This window comes from Rhizobium terrae, from assembly GCF_003425685.1.
GTDB lineage: Bacteria > Pseudomonadota > Alphaproteobacteria > Rhizobiales > Rhizobiaceae > Neorhizobium > Neorhizobium terrae.
Genome location: NZ_QJKM01000002.1, coordinates 266,868 through 281,217 on the forward strand (window position 1 = coordinate 266,868; position 14,350 = coordinate 281,217).

Consider the following 14,350-nt stretch of genomic DNA (forward strand, 5'->3'; position numbering starts at 1 on the left):
CCTTTCTTTCAATATTGCTGAAATTGACCGTGACCCGGCGTTACTGATCCACCGCTGTCACGAACAGGACGTGCAGGTCTTTTTCCGGGGAAAAATCGGTCGCGCTCATCTCGAACGTCGTCGGACCGATCTTCTTGATGCCGGTACCGCAGAAGCTGACGTAATCCTGCTCCCGTCCCTTGTCGATCGTCAGCTTGAACTTGCCGATCGAACCACCCCAGTTGGCGCCGGTGGTCAGGATGTAGGAAACCCATTGCTCGGTATAGTTCGGACCGGACTTGCCGGCCGCGGCCTCGAGCTTGGCGGCCGTCTTCATGAACGGCTGGTCGATGCAGTAGCGCTCAACATAATCCTTGTGGTTGGGGCCCGGCTTGCCCTGGTCGACGAAGGTCATGGCCACGGTACCGCCGACGCTCGGCTTGTAGCGGTGACTGACGCGGACCGGCTTGCCTGCGGGAAATTTCGTTTTCCACCAATAGGCGGAGCGCAGCGTCCAGGCGGGCGTAATATCCTCCTGCCAGCCTTTGCCAGCGTCGTAACGGTCGATATAGACGAGGCCCTTGGCGATCCAGTCGGCCTTGACGTCGGCCGGCAGCGACTTGAGCGCCTCGCGCGTCTTTTCGCTGTAGGGCAGAAGCGGGATATTGCGCTTCGAAAATTCCTCGGTGCGGTCGATGCCGACGGCGATCACCCGCTGCTGCAGTTCCGGCTTGATCTGCCGGCTGTCCTGCACCACCGAGAAACCGAGGAAGTTGTCGCTTTCGGCATCGCCCATGGCGATGTCGCTTTGCGAGCCGCCGACGATGTCCGGCATCGGAAAGGCAATGATGCTCTCGACATCCTTGTCGCCGGTGTTCCTGAACACGTAGTCGACCAGCACTTCCTCACGCGAGATATAGAGCTCTTCCTCCTCCATGGCGACGTCGGAAGTCTGGACGTAGATCAGCCCCCCGGTGGTCAGCTCTGCGGTCGTGTCGTTCGCCAAGACGTTCGATGCCGCCAACAAAAACCCGCCGATCAGCAAGGTCCATCGCATATCTATCCCTCCAGCGCTTGAGCCCGGCGGACGATAGACCGGTTTGATGAAACAGAGAAGGCAGGCCGGGGGGTCTTCCGGCCTGCCTTCAAGGATTCCGTGCGCAGTCGGATCAGAATTCCGACCACTCTTCCTTCACCGCAGCCGCACTGGCCGTCTTGCCGGAAAAGGCGCGGGCGACGGTGGAGCGGAGAGCATTGGCGGGCGACGCAACCGGACGGGTTTCAGCCGACGCGGCAACCGGGCGCGATGCGCGGGACGCCGTCGCATCGCCGAGGTTGAACTGCCTGATCAGCGCATCGAGCGCATGCGCCTCCTGGGCAAGCTTGTGGCTTGCGGCATTCTGCTCTTCCACCATGGCGGCATTCTGCTGGGTGCCCTGGTCGAGGTTGTTGACGGAGGAGTTGATCTCCTGCAGACCCGTCGACTGTTCCCGGGTGGAAATCACGATGGCGTTCAAGTGCTCGTTGATCTGCTGCACTTCGCCGACGATCGCCTGCAGCGCCTCACCGGTTTCGCCGACCAAGGCGACGCCGGCATCCACCTGCTGGCTGGACGTGGTGATGAGCGCCTTGATCTCCTTGGCGGCGTTCGCGGATCGCTGGGCGAGTTCGCGGACTTCCTGGGCGACGACGGCAAAACCCTTGCCGGCATCACCGGCGCGGGCCGCCTCGACACCCGCGTTCAAGGCGAGCAGGTTGGTCTGGAAGGCGATGTCGTCGATGACCGAGATGATGTTGATGATCTCGCCGGACGACTTGGAGATCTCCTCCATGGCGGAAACGGCGCGACGCACCACATCGCCGGACTTTTCCGCACCGATGCGGGCCCGCTCGACGCGCTGGCCCACATCTTCGGCACGGCGGGCGGATTCCTTGACCGTCGTCGTCACCTCTTCGAGAGCCGCAGCGGTCTCTTCGACGGCGGCGGCCTGCTGTTCGGTGCGGCGGCCGAGATCATCGGCAGCGGCGCGGATTTCGCCGGCGCCGGCATTGATCGCCGATGCATTCTCGCCGACGGCCCGGAGGGCCGATTGCAGGCGGCCGAGCGCCTGGTTGAAATCCGTGCGCAGGCGGTCGAGACGGTCGGCGAACGGCCTTTCGAGACGGTAGGCGACGTCGCCATTGGCAAGGTTGGCCAGGCCGGTCGCCAGCGAATCGATGGCAAATTCGATATCCGCCGCTTCGCGCGCCTTTTCCGCATCATGGGCGAGGCGCTCGCGCTCCGTCGTCTCGCGGAGAGCATCCGCATCGCGGGCAAGCAACTGCTTTTCGATCGCCGCATTCTTGAAGACGGCGACGGCCTTAGCCATGCGGCCGACTTCGTCGGTGCGATCGAGCGCCGGAACGTCGATATCGTGCTTGCCGCCGGCAAGCTGGGTCATCGCATCGGTCATGCCGACGATCGGGGCGACGATGGCCCCCGACAGGGCCCAGACGAGCGCCGCAGCGATAAGGCCGGCGATGCCGCCGCCGAAGAGCAGGGTCAGCAACAGGTCGTTATGCGCCTGAGCCTGCGCATTCGCCATGCCGGTCGAAAGGTCGAGCGCCTGCTTCTTGATCTTGGCGGCCGCGTCTCGGAAGCCATCAAGCTGTCCCTTGGCCTGGTTGCGGCCGATCTCGATGACTTCCTCGATCGGCTTGCTGGTATTCCTGCGCGCGTCGAGCTGCGGCACGGTGAGCTGGTTGTGGAAGACATCGGCCGCAGCACGCATGGCATCCAGCGAGGCGAGGATCTCCGGGGCGCCGGCGGCGGCCTTCTTTGCCGCATCGATCGCGGCAATCATCTTCTCGCGATTGTTGAAGACGTCGTTATAGGTGCTGTCGCTCTTGAAGAGCAGAAAGCCGCGCTGGTTGACGGCCTGTTCCAGCATCGCCTCGAGCGCGTTGTCCACCTGCGCGAGGATCGTCTGCGAAACGACCTGCTGAGCGGAAGAACGGCTCGATTTCAGCGCCTGCCAGTAGACGCCAGCGGATGCCAGAAGGCAGACCGACATCAAGGCGGCGAACGTGATGATCAATTTCTTGTTCAAAGAAAGATTCTTGAGTGACATAAGGGGGCTTCCGCTCTCCGATGAAACAGCGCTTCGGGTTTCCTCCAAGCAGGAGAGAATCCCAACATGATTAAAATTTTATTGAGTTCGGCGACCGGCAGCGGAGGTTTCCAACTCCATTAAAAGCTTGCACGAAGGGGCGATGGCGGGCATTGACTGCGGCATGTCCTCAGCTTCCGAACACCAACGCCTGGATCAGCTTCTCGTCTCGCTCGACTTGGTCGCGAGCCGCGCCCGCGCCCGAGACGCGATCACGCGCGGCACCGTCACCGTCAACGGCCGCGTCGTCACCAAGCCGAGCCTTGCCTTTCCGCCCGATGCGGCGATCGCCATCGACGACCCCGCGCAGGAGTATGTGTCGCGCGCGGCGCTGAAGCTCGTGGCGGCGCTCGACCATTTTAAGCTCGATCCGGCCGGGCACGACTGTCTCGACATCGGCGCCTCCACCGGCGGCTTCACCGAAGTGCTGGTCATGCGCGGTGCCGGGCACGTGACGGCAATCGATGTGGGGCACGGGCAGATGCATCCGCGCCTGACCGCCGACGCACACGTGACCAATATCGAAGGCCTGAACGCGCGTTATCTGAACGCCGAGGACTATGGCGAGCGAGAAATCACCTTCATCGTTTCCGACGTCTCGTTCATCTCGCTGAAGCTTGCGCTGGCGCCGGCGCTTGAACTCGCCGAACCGGGCGCGTTCTGCGTGCTGCTCGTCAAACCGCAATTCGAGGCCGGGCGCGACGCGATCAGCAAGGCAGGGCTTTTGAAGGAACCCGAGACCGCACCACGGGTGGCCGCCGAACTAGAGCGCTGGCTGGCGGAAGACATGGGCTGGAAAAGCCTCGGCCTGATCCCCTCGCCGATCACCGGCGGCGACGGCAACCAGGAGTTCTTGCTTGCGGGGCGGAAGCCGGAATGAGTGTGGAAACCGTCAGGATCGCGCGGCTCGGTGCGCAGGGTCACGGCGTCGTCGAAGGCGACCAAGGAGGAATCAAAGGGCCGATCTATGTGCCTCATACGCTGCCGGGCGAGACGGTGGCGATCGCCCGCAACGGCACGCATGGCGCGCTGATCTCGATTTCGGAACCCTCGCCGGACCGCATTGCGCCGCTCTGTCGCCATTTCGACCCGGATCGCGATGCCTGCGGCGGCTGTTCGCTGCAACATCTCGCGGACATGCCCTATCATGCCTTCAAGCGTCAGCTCGTCGTCGATGCCCTCGCTTCCAAGGGCATGACACCGGAGGTCCACGACCTCGTCACCTGCCATCCGGGGGAAAGGCAGCGGCTGGTGTTTTCGGCTCGCCAGACGGAGAAGGAATTCCTGCTCGGCTTCAACCGCGCCGAAACCAACCACATCATCTCCATCGAGGAATGTCCGATCGCCTCGCCGGGTATCGTGGCGCGACTCGAGGCAATCCGGGCAGTTGGAAAATCATTGGCGGCGGGTTCGGAAACGTTTCGCGTCGCGGTGCTCGAAACGCTTTCCGGCCTCGATCTCGCCGCCGAGGGGCTGAAGCCGCTCTCCGACAAGCAGCGCCGCGCGGTGACCGAAACCGTGCTTACGCTGAGAGGCATCGCCCGCGTTTCCGTCAACGGCGAGATCGTCATCGAGCCGCAGAAGCCGCTGATCGATTTCGGCGGCGTCAAGGTTTCGCCGCCGCCCGGAAGCTTCACCCAGGCGACGAAGCGAGCCGAGGAAGCGATGTCGGAGCTGGTGCTTTCGCATGTGGCGAAGGCCAAGCGGGTGCTCGATCTCTTTGCCGGCTCTGGAACCTTCTCGCTGCGGCTGGCGCGCGGTGCCAAGGTGCATGCGGTCGAAGGCGAGGAAAAACCTCTAAAGGCGCTCGATCTCGCAGCCCGCAGCACGCAGGGTCTGAAGCCCGTAACCGTCGAGAAGCGCGACCTCTTCCGGAGGCCGATGATGGTGTCAGAGTTCAAGAATTACGATGCCGTCGTCTTCGATCCGCCGCGCGCGGGCGCGGAGGCACAGATGAAGGAACTCGCCCGTTCCACCATCAAAACCGTCGCGGCGGTGAGCTGCAATCCCGTCACGCTCGCCCGCGACCTGAGAATCCTCATCGACGGCGGCTACAGGATCAAATCCGTAACGCCGATCGACCAGTTCCTCTGGTCTGCGCATGTGGAAGCCGTAGCGCTCCTGGAAAAATAGTTATCTGTCGATGTCGAGGCGGCCGGTGCCGGGAACTCCGGAGCAGCGGCAACGCTCTCCGACACGACCGGGACGGGCATCGCAGACGTAAGGCCGGCGACGGTCCATGCTCGGCGGCGGCGGTACGACGCAAACATAGTCATACCTACGACGATCGCGGTCCCAATCCCTGTCACGGTCTCTGTCGCGATCCCTGTCCCTGTCACGATCCCGCTCGTTGGGATTGATGATGATGCCGTTGGGACCGATTGTGACCGATGGACTTCTCTGCGCGAGTTCGATCGGCTTTCCGCTGGCGGAGAGCGAAAGCGTTTCTGCTCCGGCTGGTGCAATTCCGACCATGAAAACCAGCAAGCCCGACAAGATGCGATGCGTCATCTTTTCCTCCCCTATATATGTTTGCAATCTAGCGCGACTTCAGAAGAAAAGAAGACGTATTTTTTCTTTTATGCGAGGAAGTTAACGGCGCAGGAACGCCTCGAAGGCGGCGCGCGCCTCGGCACTTCGCAGCTGCGCGGAAAAATGCAGAAGTTCCTCGTCCATGCGGGCGAGAACGGCATCGCGCGGGCCGCGCACCAGGTCGCGGGCGATCTTCAGCGCCTGGGGCGGCTTCTTCGCAAGGCTTGCCGCCAGCGCGAGCGTTTCGGCCTCGACCGCCTGGGGTTCGACGATCTTCCAGATGACGCCGGCATCGAACGCAGCTTCGGCGGAAAAACCTTCGCCCGCCACCAGCATGGCGAAGGCGCGCTGATGGCCCATCACCTTCGGCGCGAGCAGGCTGGAGGCTGCTTCCGGCACTAGCGCAAGATCGACGAAGGGCGTCCTGAACAGGCTGCGGGCGGAGGCAATTGTCATGTCGCAATGCAGGTTGAGGGTCGTGCCGATGCCGATCGCCAGGCCATCGACGCCCGAAACCAGTGGCTTTTCGGCCAGCGCCAGCGCCTTGATGAAGACGGCCGCGGCAGGAGGTTCCTTGGAGCCCGACATAGCATAGGTAAGGAAGTCGCCCATGTCGTTGCCGGCCGAAAAACAGCCTTCCGTACCGAGGAAGGCGACGGCGCGGATGCCCGCATCGCCGTTCGCCTCTTGCAGCGCCGCCGTCATGCGGTTGTACATGGCGGAGGTGATGGCATTCTTCTTTTCCGGCCGGTTGAAGCGGATGACCATCACACCCGGTTGGGCTTCAGGGCGTTCGACGAGGATATGGGTGTCGCTCACGAAGAACTCCTTCAGGCCAGAACCGCACGGGCAGCTTCGAGGCTTGCTGCTCCGGAAACGACGCGGTCCTTCAGGGCGGAGGTCTCTGCCAACAGATTTTCCGCCATGAAGCGGCAGAGCGCGATGCGCTTGTCCACCTTGCCGTCGCCGGTATCGGCAAGCCCTCCCTTGGCGAGATAACAGCCGGTCAGCACCAGGCCGAAAAGCCGCTGATAGGCGGTGGCGCCGGCCAGTGCGTCAACGGCCCTGCCGGCGGACTGCACCTCCAGCAGCCAGTTGGTGGCGGTCTCCAAAGCGGCGATAGCTGCCTTCAACCGGTCGCTCGTTTCACCGAACGCGGGCAGATTGGACGTGGAGACGCGGTCGGCAATCTCCCTGAGCTCGCCTATGAAACCACGCATCTGCTCGCCGGAGGAGAGCGGCAGCTTGCGGGTGACGAGGTCGATCGCCTGGATGCCGTTGGTGCCTTCGTAGATCGGTGCGATGCGGGCGTCACGAAGATAGCGGGCTGCCCCCGTCTCCTCGATGAAGCCCATGCCGCCATGCACCTGGATGCCGAGCGATGCGACATCGACGCCGATATCGGTGGCGAAGGATTTGGCGACCGGCGTCAGAAGCGCGGCGCGCTCGGCCCAGTGGCGGGCTTCGTCGCCTTCGGTGTGATGCGACATATCGGTCGCATAGGCGCAGGCATAGCAGATGGCTCTCGCCCCTTGGGTCAGGGCCTTCATGGTGATCAGCGTGCGGGCGATATCCGGATGCTCGATGATCGGGCTCATGCCCTCCCTTTGGCCCGAACCGGACCAGCCGGGCGCCCTGCCTTGGGTGCGCTCCTGGGCGTAGGCGATCGCCTTCTGCGTGGCGGCTTCGGCGATCGCCACGCCCTGCATGCCGACCGCCAAGCGGGCATTGTTCATCATCGTGAACATACAGGCCAGCCCCTTGTTCTCCTCGCCGACCAGCCAGCCGATCGCGCCCTTTTCATCGCCAAACTTGCCGTCGCCATAGATCATGGTACAGGTCGGCGATCCATGGATGCCGAGCTTGTGTTCGATCGAATGGCAGAAGACATCGTTGCGGGCACCGAGCGAGCCATCGTCTTCGACGAGGAATTTCGGTACCAAAAACAGCGAAATGCCTCGCGTGCCGGCCGGCGCATCGGGGAGCCGGGCCAGCACGAGGTGGATGATGTTATCGGCAGCATCGTGCTCGCCCCAGGTGATGAAAATCTTCTGGCCGAAGATGCGATAGGTGCCGTCGTCACGGCGTTCCGCGCGGGTCTTGAGCACGCCGAGATCGGAGCCGGCATGCGGCTCGGTCAGGTTCATGGTGCCGGTCCACTCGCCGGAGACCATCTTTTCAAGGTATTTCGACTTCAGCGCGTCGCTGCCGTGAGCGACCAGCGCCTCGATGGCGCCCATGGTCAAAGTCGGAGCCAGTGCGAAAGCCATCGAGGCCGAATTCCACATTTCGAGCGCGGCGACATTCAGCATGTGCGGCAGGTTCTGGCCGCCGAATTCTTCCGGCGCGGTCAACCCGTTCCAGCCGCCTTCCCGCCAGTGGCGGTAAAGGTCCGGCCAACCATCCGGCGTCTTCACCTCGCCGTCCCCCAGGCGGGCACCCTGCTTGTCGCCGATCTCCCCGAGCGGCGCCATCTCGTTGCCGGCGAAACGGCCGGCCTCCTCCAGGATCGCCTCGACGAGGTCCGTGCTCAGGTCGCCGAAACGGCCGATCTCGACCGCTTCCGCCAAGCCAGCCACATGGTTGAGCGTAAACGCAATCTCTTCGACCGGTGCCTTGTACATGATGCTCCCTCCTCGCGGGCGCTCGCAGCCCTTGCCGATTCCATTCGACCGGCATCCTCACCTGCTTTTTACGTAAACGTAAATGCGCTTGTCAACGTCCGTTCTCGAAGGCCGACTGCATGTCGTCTCCCTCGTCGCTTGCGGGAATGTCGGCAAGCGCTACGTTCCGGGATGCCGGAAGATCGCCATCGATCCGATCGGCTGCGATGATAGCCCTGGATTGCCCTGGATTGGTTGCGGCATTCCTCCTCGAAAGACATATAAATAGTCTCCATCTGCCGGAACGAACGGTCAATATTGCAGATTGAACATCGACCTGCGAGGGCTTCTTCCGCTTTAGAGAATCTTGTTGAAACGAGCGTTATACAAGAGGCTTATGGAGTGACCGCATGTTTCCGGAATCCCCGCCCATGTCCCTCATGACCCCTGCCGTTCCCGGTCTCGTCTGGGCTTATCATTTCCGTCCAGGCTCCGCTCCCTGCAGCAGATTACCACTCGATGCGACGCGTAGCGATCTGGAGGTGAGCGAAGGCTTTCTATGGCTGCACCTCAATCTCGCCGATTCCCGGGTCAATGCCTTTCTTGAAAACTTTCCCGGCCTTTCACCCGCCGCCATCGCGGCGCTCACCACCCATGACACGCATGCGGCGGTGACGCTCGACGAACAGCTTCTCTATGGCACGCTCATCGACTTCCAGCGGGATTTCGCGAGCGAAACGCGCGATATCGGCTGGCTGCATTTCTTTGTATCCGGCAAGGTGATCATCACCACGCGGCTGCAGCCGCTGCGCTCGATCGACCGGGTGCGCGCCGCACTGGAGAAGAACGCCGCACGCTACAAAAGGCCGATTGACGTCTTCGAGACGATCGTCGCCGAATTCCAGCGCACGCTGATCTCGCTTGTCATGGAGCTCACCGAGGAGCTCAATCAGATCGAGGACTTCGTCTATGACAACGCCCCGCGCGACGAACGCCGGCGACTGGCTCCCGTCAGGCGCACCGTGGTCAGGCTGCACCGGCACCTGCGGACCGTGCTGACGCTGCTTCGGCGCGCTGCCGCGGCCGACGACGACGAGATGCCTTTCGGTTTCGACGATGTCGCAGGACGGCTGATCGGCCGGCTGGAGGCGGCGGATCACGACGTCTATGCCCTTCAGGAACGTGCCCGGCTGCTGCACGAGGAAATCGACTCCAAACTTTCCTCCGAGACCAACCGGCATCTCTACATCCTGTCGATCATGACGGCCTTCATGCTGCCGCCCACGCTGGTGACGGGTTTTTTCGGCATGAACACCTCGTCGCTTCCGTTCGCGGAAGGCATCGGCGGTACGGCCTACGCGTTGGCGCTGATCGTATTTTCGGTCGCCGCAGCCTGGTGGCTGCTGAGGCGCGCCGGAATTTTATAACCATCGAACGAAACCCGCCGGCATCGTACCGGCGGGTTCTCGCCAGGTCCTCAGGCTATCCTCAGTAATAAGGGGAATAGCATTGCTGGCGCGGGCCGTAGTTCGGCTGGAACGTATTCGAGTAGGCATCATAGGAGCGGTAGCGGTCCGAGCACCATTCGTAGTGACGCGGATTGATGTCGCCGGCCGGGGCGGCTTCGACATAGCGCGGCGCGGGTTCGACGTAACGCGGGACCGGCTCGACATAACGCGGCTGCGAAGCGATGGCGCCGCCGATGAGCGCGCCGGCGCCGAAGGCGGCGAGCGGAAACCAGTAACCGTTATGGTGGCGATGACCCGGCCGGTAATCGCGATAACCGCGATGGCCATGATACCAGCCGCCGCCATGGCGACGGCGATATTGAACCGCCACGACATCTGACTTGGCCTCGATCCCGGCGGCCGGCGCCACAGGAACCGGCATGGCCTCAGCCGGCATCAACGAGCCGGCCAGAACGGCGGCGGAAATGCCCGCGACCGCAATCTTCTTGAACAGCGTCATTTTCAAATCTCCCCAATCCCCTTGGCCCTACATGGTCTTCAGCCCTGCGCCGGATCGATGATCCGCTTTTGCCGGACGGGCTGCATGCTTGAAAAATGCTTACGAAATCCATCCTGAATGGGCGATTAACACGGGGCGCGCGAACCCGGCCTCAGACATGACGCCGGACCGGGTTTGGCGACGGATTGTATCAACCCTGCGGGATCAGTAGGGCGAAACGCAGGTGCGGCGCACCCCGGCGCTTGCGACATAAGTATTGTCCGAAGCGCGATAGGTGCGATAGCGGCTTTCACACCAGGCGACATGGCGGCTGCCGTAACCGCCGCGATCGGCCTGGATGGCACCGCCGATGATGGCGCCGGTGGCAAAGGCGGCCAGAGGGAACCAGAAACCGTTATGGTAGCGATAGCCCGGACGGCGGTCGCGATAACCGCGATGGCCGTTGTACCAGCCGCGACGATCACGCCAGTCGCGGCGATACTGGACATCGGTCACGGGACTTGCCGCCGAAATGCCCGGGGGCGCCGAAACCTGGAAGGCCTGGGCCGGCCCGAAGGTGGTGAGCGTGGAGGCGATCGCGACCACAACGGCAGTCGCGCGCAAACGAAATGCATTCATCCCGGTGTTTCCTCTTTTGTGGATTCCAATTGAGAAAACAACGTGGGGTAAAGGGCTTCGTTCCTGTCTGCAAAGTCCCCGGCTGATCACGAATGAGCGACCGGGTTCAAATGTTGTGAGCCGAACCCGGTCAGGCGACGATAGAAAGCTTCGCCTGGTCGCCCTGCAGGCGGTTGACCATGAAGTTCGAATACCATTCGACGAACTGCATGACCCCGCCTTCGTGGATCGCCGAATAGGGGCCCGGCTCATAGGCCGGCGAGCGGATGCCGAAGGCGTTTTCCTCGACGATCTGGCGGTCCTGGTCGTTGGTCATGTTCCAGACATGGGTCAGCTCGTCGAGCTTGTAGTCGACGCCTTCCACCGCATCCTTGTGGACCAGCCATTTGGTGGTGACCGCCGTCTCTTCCGGCCCGAGCGGGGTGACGCGGAAGGAGATCGCGTGGTCGCCCAGCATATGGTTCCAGGTGGTCGGATAGTGGAAAAGCAGCATGGTGCCGATGCCGTCGATCGTCACGTCGTCGGAAAGCCTGCGCTGCACGGCGTTCTTTCCCGACATCGTGTAGCTCTCCGCGCCCTCGATCAGCGGCATGCGGGCGACGCGGAATTGGCCGTCCGGCGAGATCTGGAACTCGCTCGGAAGATTGGCCGCCTCGCAGCGACGCCAGTGCTCGGTAATGACCGGATCGTCGATGGCGCCGGCGACACCGCTTACCGTCGGCGCTTCCGGGAAGGTGCGGCAGAGTTCCGGATGATTGCCGGCGCAGTGGTAACATTCGCGGTTGTTTTCCCAGACGAGCTTCCAGTTGCCTTTTTCGACGATGGTCGACTGATGGGCGACCTTGGCTTCCCACAGCCGATGGGGCGCCATGTAGGGCTCGATCGCGGCCCGCACCGGCGCAAAATCGGGTGCTTCGTTGGCGAGGCAGATGAAGATATAACCGGCGACGCTTTCGCAATGCACCTTTTTCATGCCGAAACCGCTCTTGTCGAAATCCGGTCCCATCTGGCGCGCGGCCATCAGCGAACCATCGAGTTCATAGGTCCATTGGTGATAGGGACAGACGAGGCGGACGGCCGAGCCGCGCTCCTTGGTGCAGACGCGGCTGCCGCGATGGCGGCAGGTATTGTGGAGTGCACGGATCAGGCCGTCGCGGCCGCGCAGGACGACGACCGGATAGTCGCCGATCTGAAGCGTGAAATAGCTGCCGTTCTTGGGGAGTTCGCAATCATGACCGACGAACAGCCAGTCGCGATACCAGATCATTTCAAGGTCGAGTTTGTAATAACCGGGATCGGTGTAGAAGGCCTGTTCGAGACTGAAACCCTCGCGTCGGTTCTTGAGCTGCCGCAGGGCCTGATTGCGAATTTCCATCTTCCAATTCCTCAAAAACTGCGCGGGAAATCGGAAGCATGGAGACCGAGACCGGCTGACGCCTGCCCAATCCATCTCCCCGAACGCCCGCCGCGGCCGGTCGAATTTCGTCCCAAGGCTGGTTTCCGGGCTCAGGAGTTCCCTTGCGGGAATGGGCGAGGCACCTTCCCGGGCGGCCTTTGCGGCTCTTCCCAGTGGCATAGACCAAGCCCCTTACTCCACCACCGTTGCGGGGGCAGCGCCGGATGGGTGGAGAGGACGACTGTCAACCCCTGCCGGCTTCCCAATTCTCCGCCCTCCCTAGCGAGCGGCACCTTGAGCGTCACGCGGATATAACCATCGGCCGGATGTGTCGCATAGACGACATTGCGACATCGGCAACCGCATTGACGACGATTGCCAAGATGGCACAGGCAAGGCTCTCCAGCCCCGCGAAAGGGAAACCTGTCATTAAGACGTGACGCATAAGATCACCGGGTCAATCGGGAGCGATACCGCCGTGCAGCCCAGCGGGAAAATCAGGTATTTCGAAGCTCCTCCGCCAAAGCCTCCTGCGCCGGCGGTCACGAAAGCGGCTGCCCATTCGGAATTCCTGCGCACCGGCCGCATCGCCCGCCACAAGCCGATCTGGTTTCCGGAGGAACGCCGCTACCTCACCCATGAAGAGGTCGCGGAGCGCACCGGCAAGCGGCTCGAAGCCGCAGGCGAAAGAAGCCACGACCGGATCAACTCTTTTCATCGTTCGATCCAGTTTCCGAAGATCATCTTCCATCGCACGCTCGATGAGCGGCCGCATCTCGGCTATTGCCACGTGACGGCCGCCCGCACCCTGCTCGCACGCCGGATACCGGTGAGCTGGTCTTTCTACATCGCCAATTTCGTCGCCGAAATCGGTGAGGAGGACACGTTCTTCGAGCGTATCAGTCCCTTCAATTCACGCATGTATTTTGCAGTGGCGCTGGAAGGCCAGCCGGGCAAACTGCAGATCAACCGGTCGATCCGCAGGAACGGTCTTCTCTTCAAGACCGACGACCCGATGGAAGCAATCAAGAACGTGCTGATGCTCGGCACGTCGCACGACGCGCTTCGCGAGATCATCAAAAAGCTTTGAAGACGGGCCGGTCCGCGTTATTGACGGGCGGACATGACCGCTGACATCATCGACATTTCCAGGCATCGGGAGAAGGCGCTGCGCTTGGCCTGCGCCGTGCTGGCCGAGGGCTTTCCCGTGGTGATCCCGACCGAGACCGTCTACGGGCTCGCGGCGGATGCCACCAACCCGGCCGCGATTACCCGCATCTACGAAACCAAGGGCCGCCCCCGCTTCAATCCGTTGATCTGCCATATGGCCGATCTCGCCATGGCGGAGCGTTATGCGATCTTCGACCCGATATCGCGAATGCTCGGCGAGATGTTCTGGCCGGGACCGCTGACGCTGATCCTGCCGCTGAGGTCGGACAGCGGCATCCATTCGCTGGCGACCGCCGGGCTCGACACGGTCGGCATCCGCCTGCCGAAGGGTTTTGCCGCAGATCTCATCCGCGCCTTCGGCAAGCCGCTGGCCGCGCCGAGCGCCAATACGTCCGGCAAGGTGAGCCCCACCAGCGCGCTCCATGTGGCCGAGGATCTCGGCGAAAAACTCAAGCTGATCGTCGATGGCGGCGCGGCGGCGGTCGGCGTGGAATCGACCATCCTGCGCGTCGAGAACGGCGCGATCCGCCTGCTGCGGCCGGGCGGGGTCGCTGCGGAAGAAATAGAAAAGGCGACCGGTCTCCCCGTGATCCGGCCGGAAGGTCCGGCGGCGATCATCGAGGCGCCCGGAATGCTCGCGTCGCATTATGCCCCCGGGGCGGCGGTCCGGATCAACGCCGATCATGTGGAACGTGGCGAAGTGCTGATCCGCCTGGGCTCCGTGCAGGTGAAAGGCAGTGAATTCGCCACGGCGATTTTCGATCTCAGCCCTTCCGGTGACCTTGCGGAGGCGGCCGCAAATCTGTTCGATACCTTAAAGCGCGCCGATGCGACCGGAGCCGCGCGCATCGCCGTCACGCCGGTTCCCGACCATGGGCTCGGCGAGGCGATCAACGACCGGCTGGCGCGCGCAGCGGCGCCGAGGGAATAAGACG

At 62.7% G+C, this 14,350-nt stretch carries 13 protein-coding genes and 1 riboswitch; of the genes, 5 read left to right on the top strand and 8 right to left on the bottom strand.

What is annotated here, in order from left to right:
* Positions 1 to 40 precede the first annotated feature (40 nt).
* A complete protein-coding gene (locus DMO26_RS04240) occupies positions 41 to 1,036 on the bottom strand; it encodes a DUF4424 domain-containing protein (RefSeq protein ID WP_404947009.1) in 996 nt (331 codons plus the stop codon).
* Positions 1,037 to 1,148: 112 nt separating this feature from the next.
* Positions 1,149 to 3,089: a methyl-accepting chemotaxis protein gene (locus tag DMO26_RS04245; RefSeq protein ID WP_117190775.1), complete on the bottom strand. Its 1,941-nt coding sequence runs from the start codon at positions 3,087 to 3,089 to the stop codon at positions 1,149 to 1,151.
* A gap of 142 nt (positions 3,090 to 3,231) precedes the next feature.
* Here DMO26_RS04245 and DMO26_RS04250 point away from each other — a divergent pair, with 142 nt between their 5' ends.
* Positions 3,232 to 4,008: a TlyA family RNA methyltransferase gene (locus tag DMO26_RS04250; RefSeq protein WP_404947010.1), complete on the top strand. Its 777-nt coding sequence runs from the start codon at positions 3,232 to 3,234 to the stop codon at positions 4,006 to 4,008.
* Complete coding sequence (locus DMO26_RS04255) at positions 4,005 to 5,261, top strand: class I SAM-dependent RNA methyltransferase (RefSeq protein ID WP_117190776.1); 1,257 nt, start codon at positions 4,005 to 4,007, stop codon at positions 5,259 to 5,261. The genes DMO26_RS04250 and DMO26_RS04255 overlap by 4 nt, the downstream gene beginning before the upstream one ends.
* On the opposite strand, the gene DMO26_RS34115 is transcribed toward DMO26_RS04255, so the two are convergent.
* The 3 genes from DMO26_RS34115 to DMO26_RS04270 form a co-directional block, all read right to left on the bottom strand.
* The gene (locus DMO26_RS34115; RefSeq protein WP_205421173.1) at positions 5,262 to 5,639 is read right to left on the bottom strand and encodes a hypothetical protein; all 378 of its coding nucleotides are present in this window, start codon (positions 5,637 to 5,639) and stop codon (positions 5,262 to 5,264) included.
* A gap of 81 nt (positions 5,640 to 5,720) precedes the next feature.
* Complete coding sequence (locus tag DMO26_RS04265; RefSeq protein WP_117190777.1) at positions 5,721 to 6,479, bottom strand: crotonase/enoyl-CoA hydratase family protein; 759 nt, start codon at positions 6,477 to 6,479, stop codon at positions 5,721 to 5,723.
* Positions 6,480 to 6,490: 11 nt separating this feature from the next.
* Entirely contained in the window at positions 6,491 to 8,284 is a 1,794-nt protein-coding gene (locus tag DMO26_RS04270; protein WP_117190778.1) for an acyl-CoA dehydrogenase, read from the bottom strand.
* Positions 8,285 to 8,694: 410 nt separating this feature from the next.
* Between DMO26_RS04270 and DMO26_RS04275 the strand changes: the two genes are divergently transcribed.
* On the top strand, positions 8,695 to 9,690 hold the full coding sequence (locus tag DMO26_RS04275) for a transporter (protein WP_117191035.1): 996 nt from the start codon (positions 8,695 to 8,697) through the stop codon (positions 9,688 to 9,690).
* A 61-nt stretch (positions 9,691 to 9,751) separates the two neighbouring features.
* Here the strand turns inward: DMO26_RS04275 and DMO26_RS04280 are convergent, their stop codons facing one another.
* The 3 genes from DMO26_RS04280 to DMO26_RS04290 all read right to left on the bottom strand — a co-directional run bounded on the left by DMO26_RS04280 (position 9,752) and on the right by DMO26_RS04290 (position 12,224).
* Positions 9,752 to 10,231 (bottom strand): BA14K family protein, encoded by a 480-nt coding sequence (locus DMO26_RS04280; RefSeq protein WP_117190779.1) that lies wholly within the window; start codon positions 10,229 to 10,231, stop codon positions 9,752 to 9,754.
* A 204-nt stretch (positions 10,232 to 10,435) separates the two neighbouring features.
* Complete coding sequence (locus tag DMO26_RS04285; protein ID WP_117190780.1) at positions 10,436 to 10,849, bottom strand: BA14K family protein; 414 nt, start codon at positions 10,847 to 10,849, stop codon at positions 10,436 to 10,438.
* A 130-nt stretch (positions 10,850 to 10,979) separates the two neighbouring features.
* Positions 10,980 to 12,224: an aromatic ring-hydroxylating oxygenase subunit alpha gene (locus DMO26_RS04290; protein WP_117190781.1), complete on the bottom strand. Its 1,245-nt coding sequence runs from the start codon at positions 12,222 to 12,224 to the stop codon at positions 10,980 to 10,982.
* Positions 12,225 to 12,323: 99 nt separating this feature from the next.
* Positions 12,324 to 12,557, bottom strand: a riboswitch (cobalamin riboswitch).
* A 124-nt stretch (positions 12,558 to 12,681) separates the two neighbouring features.
* Here DMO26_RS04290 and DMO26_RS04295 point away from each other — a divergent pair.
* Both DMO26_RS04295 and DMO26_RS04300 read left to right on the top strand, forming a co-directional pair.
* A complete protein-coding gene (locus DMO26_RS04295; RefSeq protein WP_226951189.1) occupies positions 12,682 to 13,335 on the top strand; it encodes a DUF6656 family protein in 654 nt (217 codons plus the stop codon).
* Between the two features lie 33 nt (positions 13,336 to 13,368).
* Complete coding sequence (locus tag DMO26_RS04300; RefSeq protein WP_117190782.1) at positions 13,369 to 14,346, top strand: L-threonylcarbamoyladenylate synthase; 978 nt, start codon at positions 13,369 to 13,371, stop codon at positions 14,344 to 14,346.
* Positions 14,347 to 14,350: the final 4 nt, after the last annotated feature.

Bases quoted from the DNA above. Each gene is read 5' to 3' on its own strand.
- DMO26_RS04240 (WP_404947009.1), bottom strand. From the start codon at position 1,036: ATGCGATGGACCTTGCTGATCGGCGGGTTTTTGTTGGCGGCATCGAAC.
- DMO26_RS04245 (WP_117190775.1), bottom strand. From the start codon at position 3,089: ATGTCACTCAAGAATCTTTCTTTGAACAAGAAATTGATCATCACGTTC.
- DMO26_RS04250 (WP_404947010.1), top strand. From the start codon at position 3,232: ATGGCGGGCATTGACTGCGGCATGTCCTCAGCTTCCGAACACCAACGC.
- DMO26_RS04255 (WP_117190776.1), top strand. From the start codon at position 4,005: ATGAGTGTGGAAACCGTCAGGATCGCGCGGCTCGGTGCGCAGGGTCAC.
- DMO26_RS34115 (WP_205421173.1), bottom strand. From the start codon at position 5,639: ATGACGCATCGCATCTTGTCGGGCTTGCTGGTTTTCATGGTCGGAATT.
- DMO26_RS04270 (WP_117190778.1), bottom strand. From the start codon at position 8,284: ATGTACAAGGCACCGGTCGAAGAGATTGCGTTTACGCTCAACCATGTG.
- DMO26_RS04275 (WP_117191035.1), top strand. From the start codon at position 8,695: ATGTCCCTCATGACCCCTGCCGTTCCCGGTCTCGTCTGGGCTTATCAT.
- DMO26_RS04280 (WP_117190779.1), bottom strand. From the start codon at position 10,231: ATGACGCTGTTCAAGAAGATTGCGGTCGCGGGCATTTCCGCCGCCGTT.
- DMO26_RS04285 (WP_117190780.1), bottom strand. From the start codon at position 10,849: ATGAATGCATTTCGTTTGCGCGCGACTGCCGTTGTGGTCGCGATCGCC.
- DMO26_RS04290 (WP_117190781.1), bottom strand. From the start codon at position 12,224: ATGGAAATTCGCAATCAGGCCCTGCGGCAGCTCAAGAACCGACGCGAG.
- DMO26_RS04300 (WP_117190782.1), top strand. From the start codon at position 13,369: ATGACCGCTGACATCATCGACATTTCCAGGCATCGGGAGAAGGCGCTG.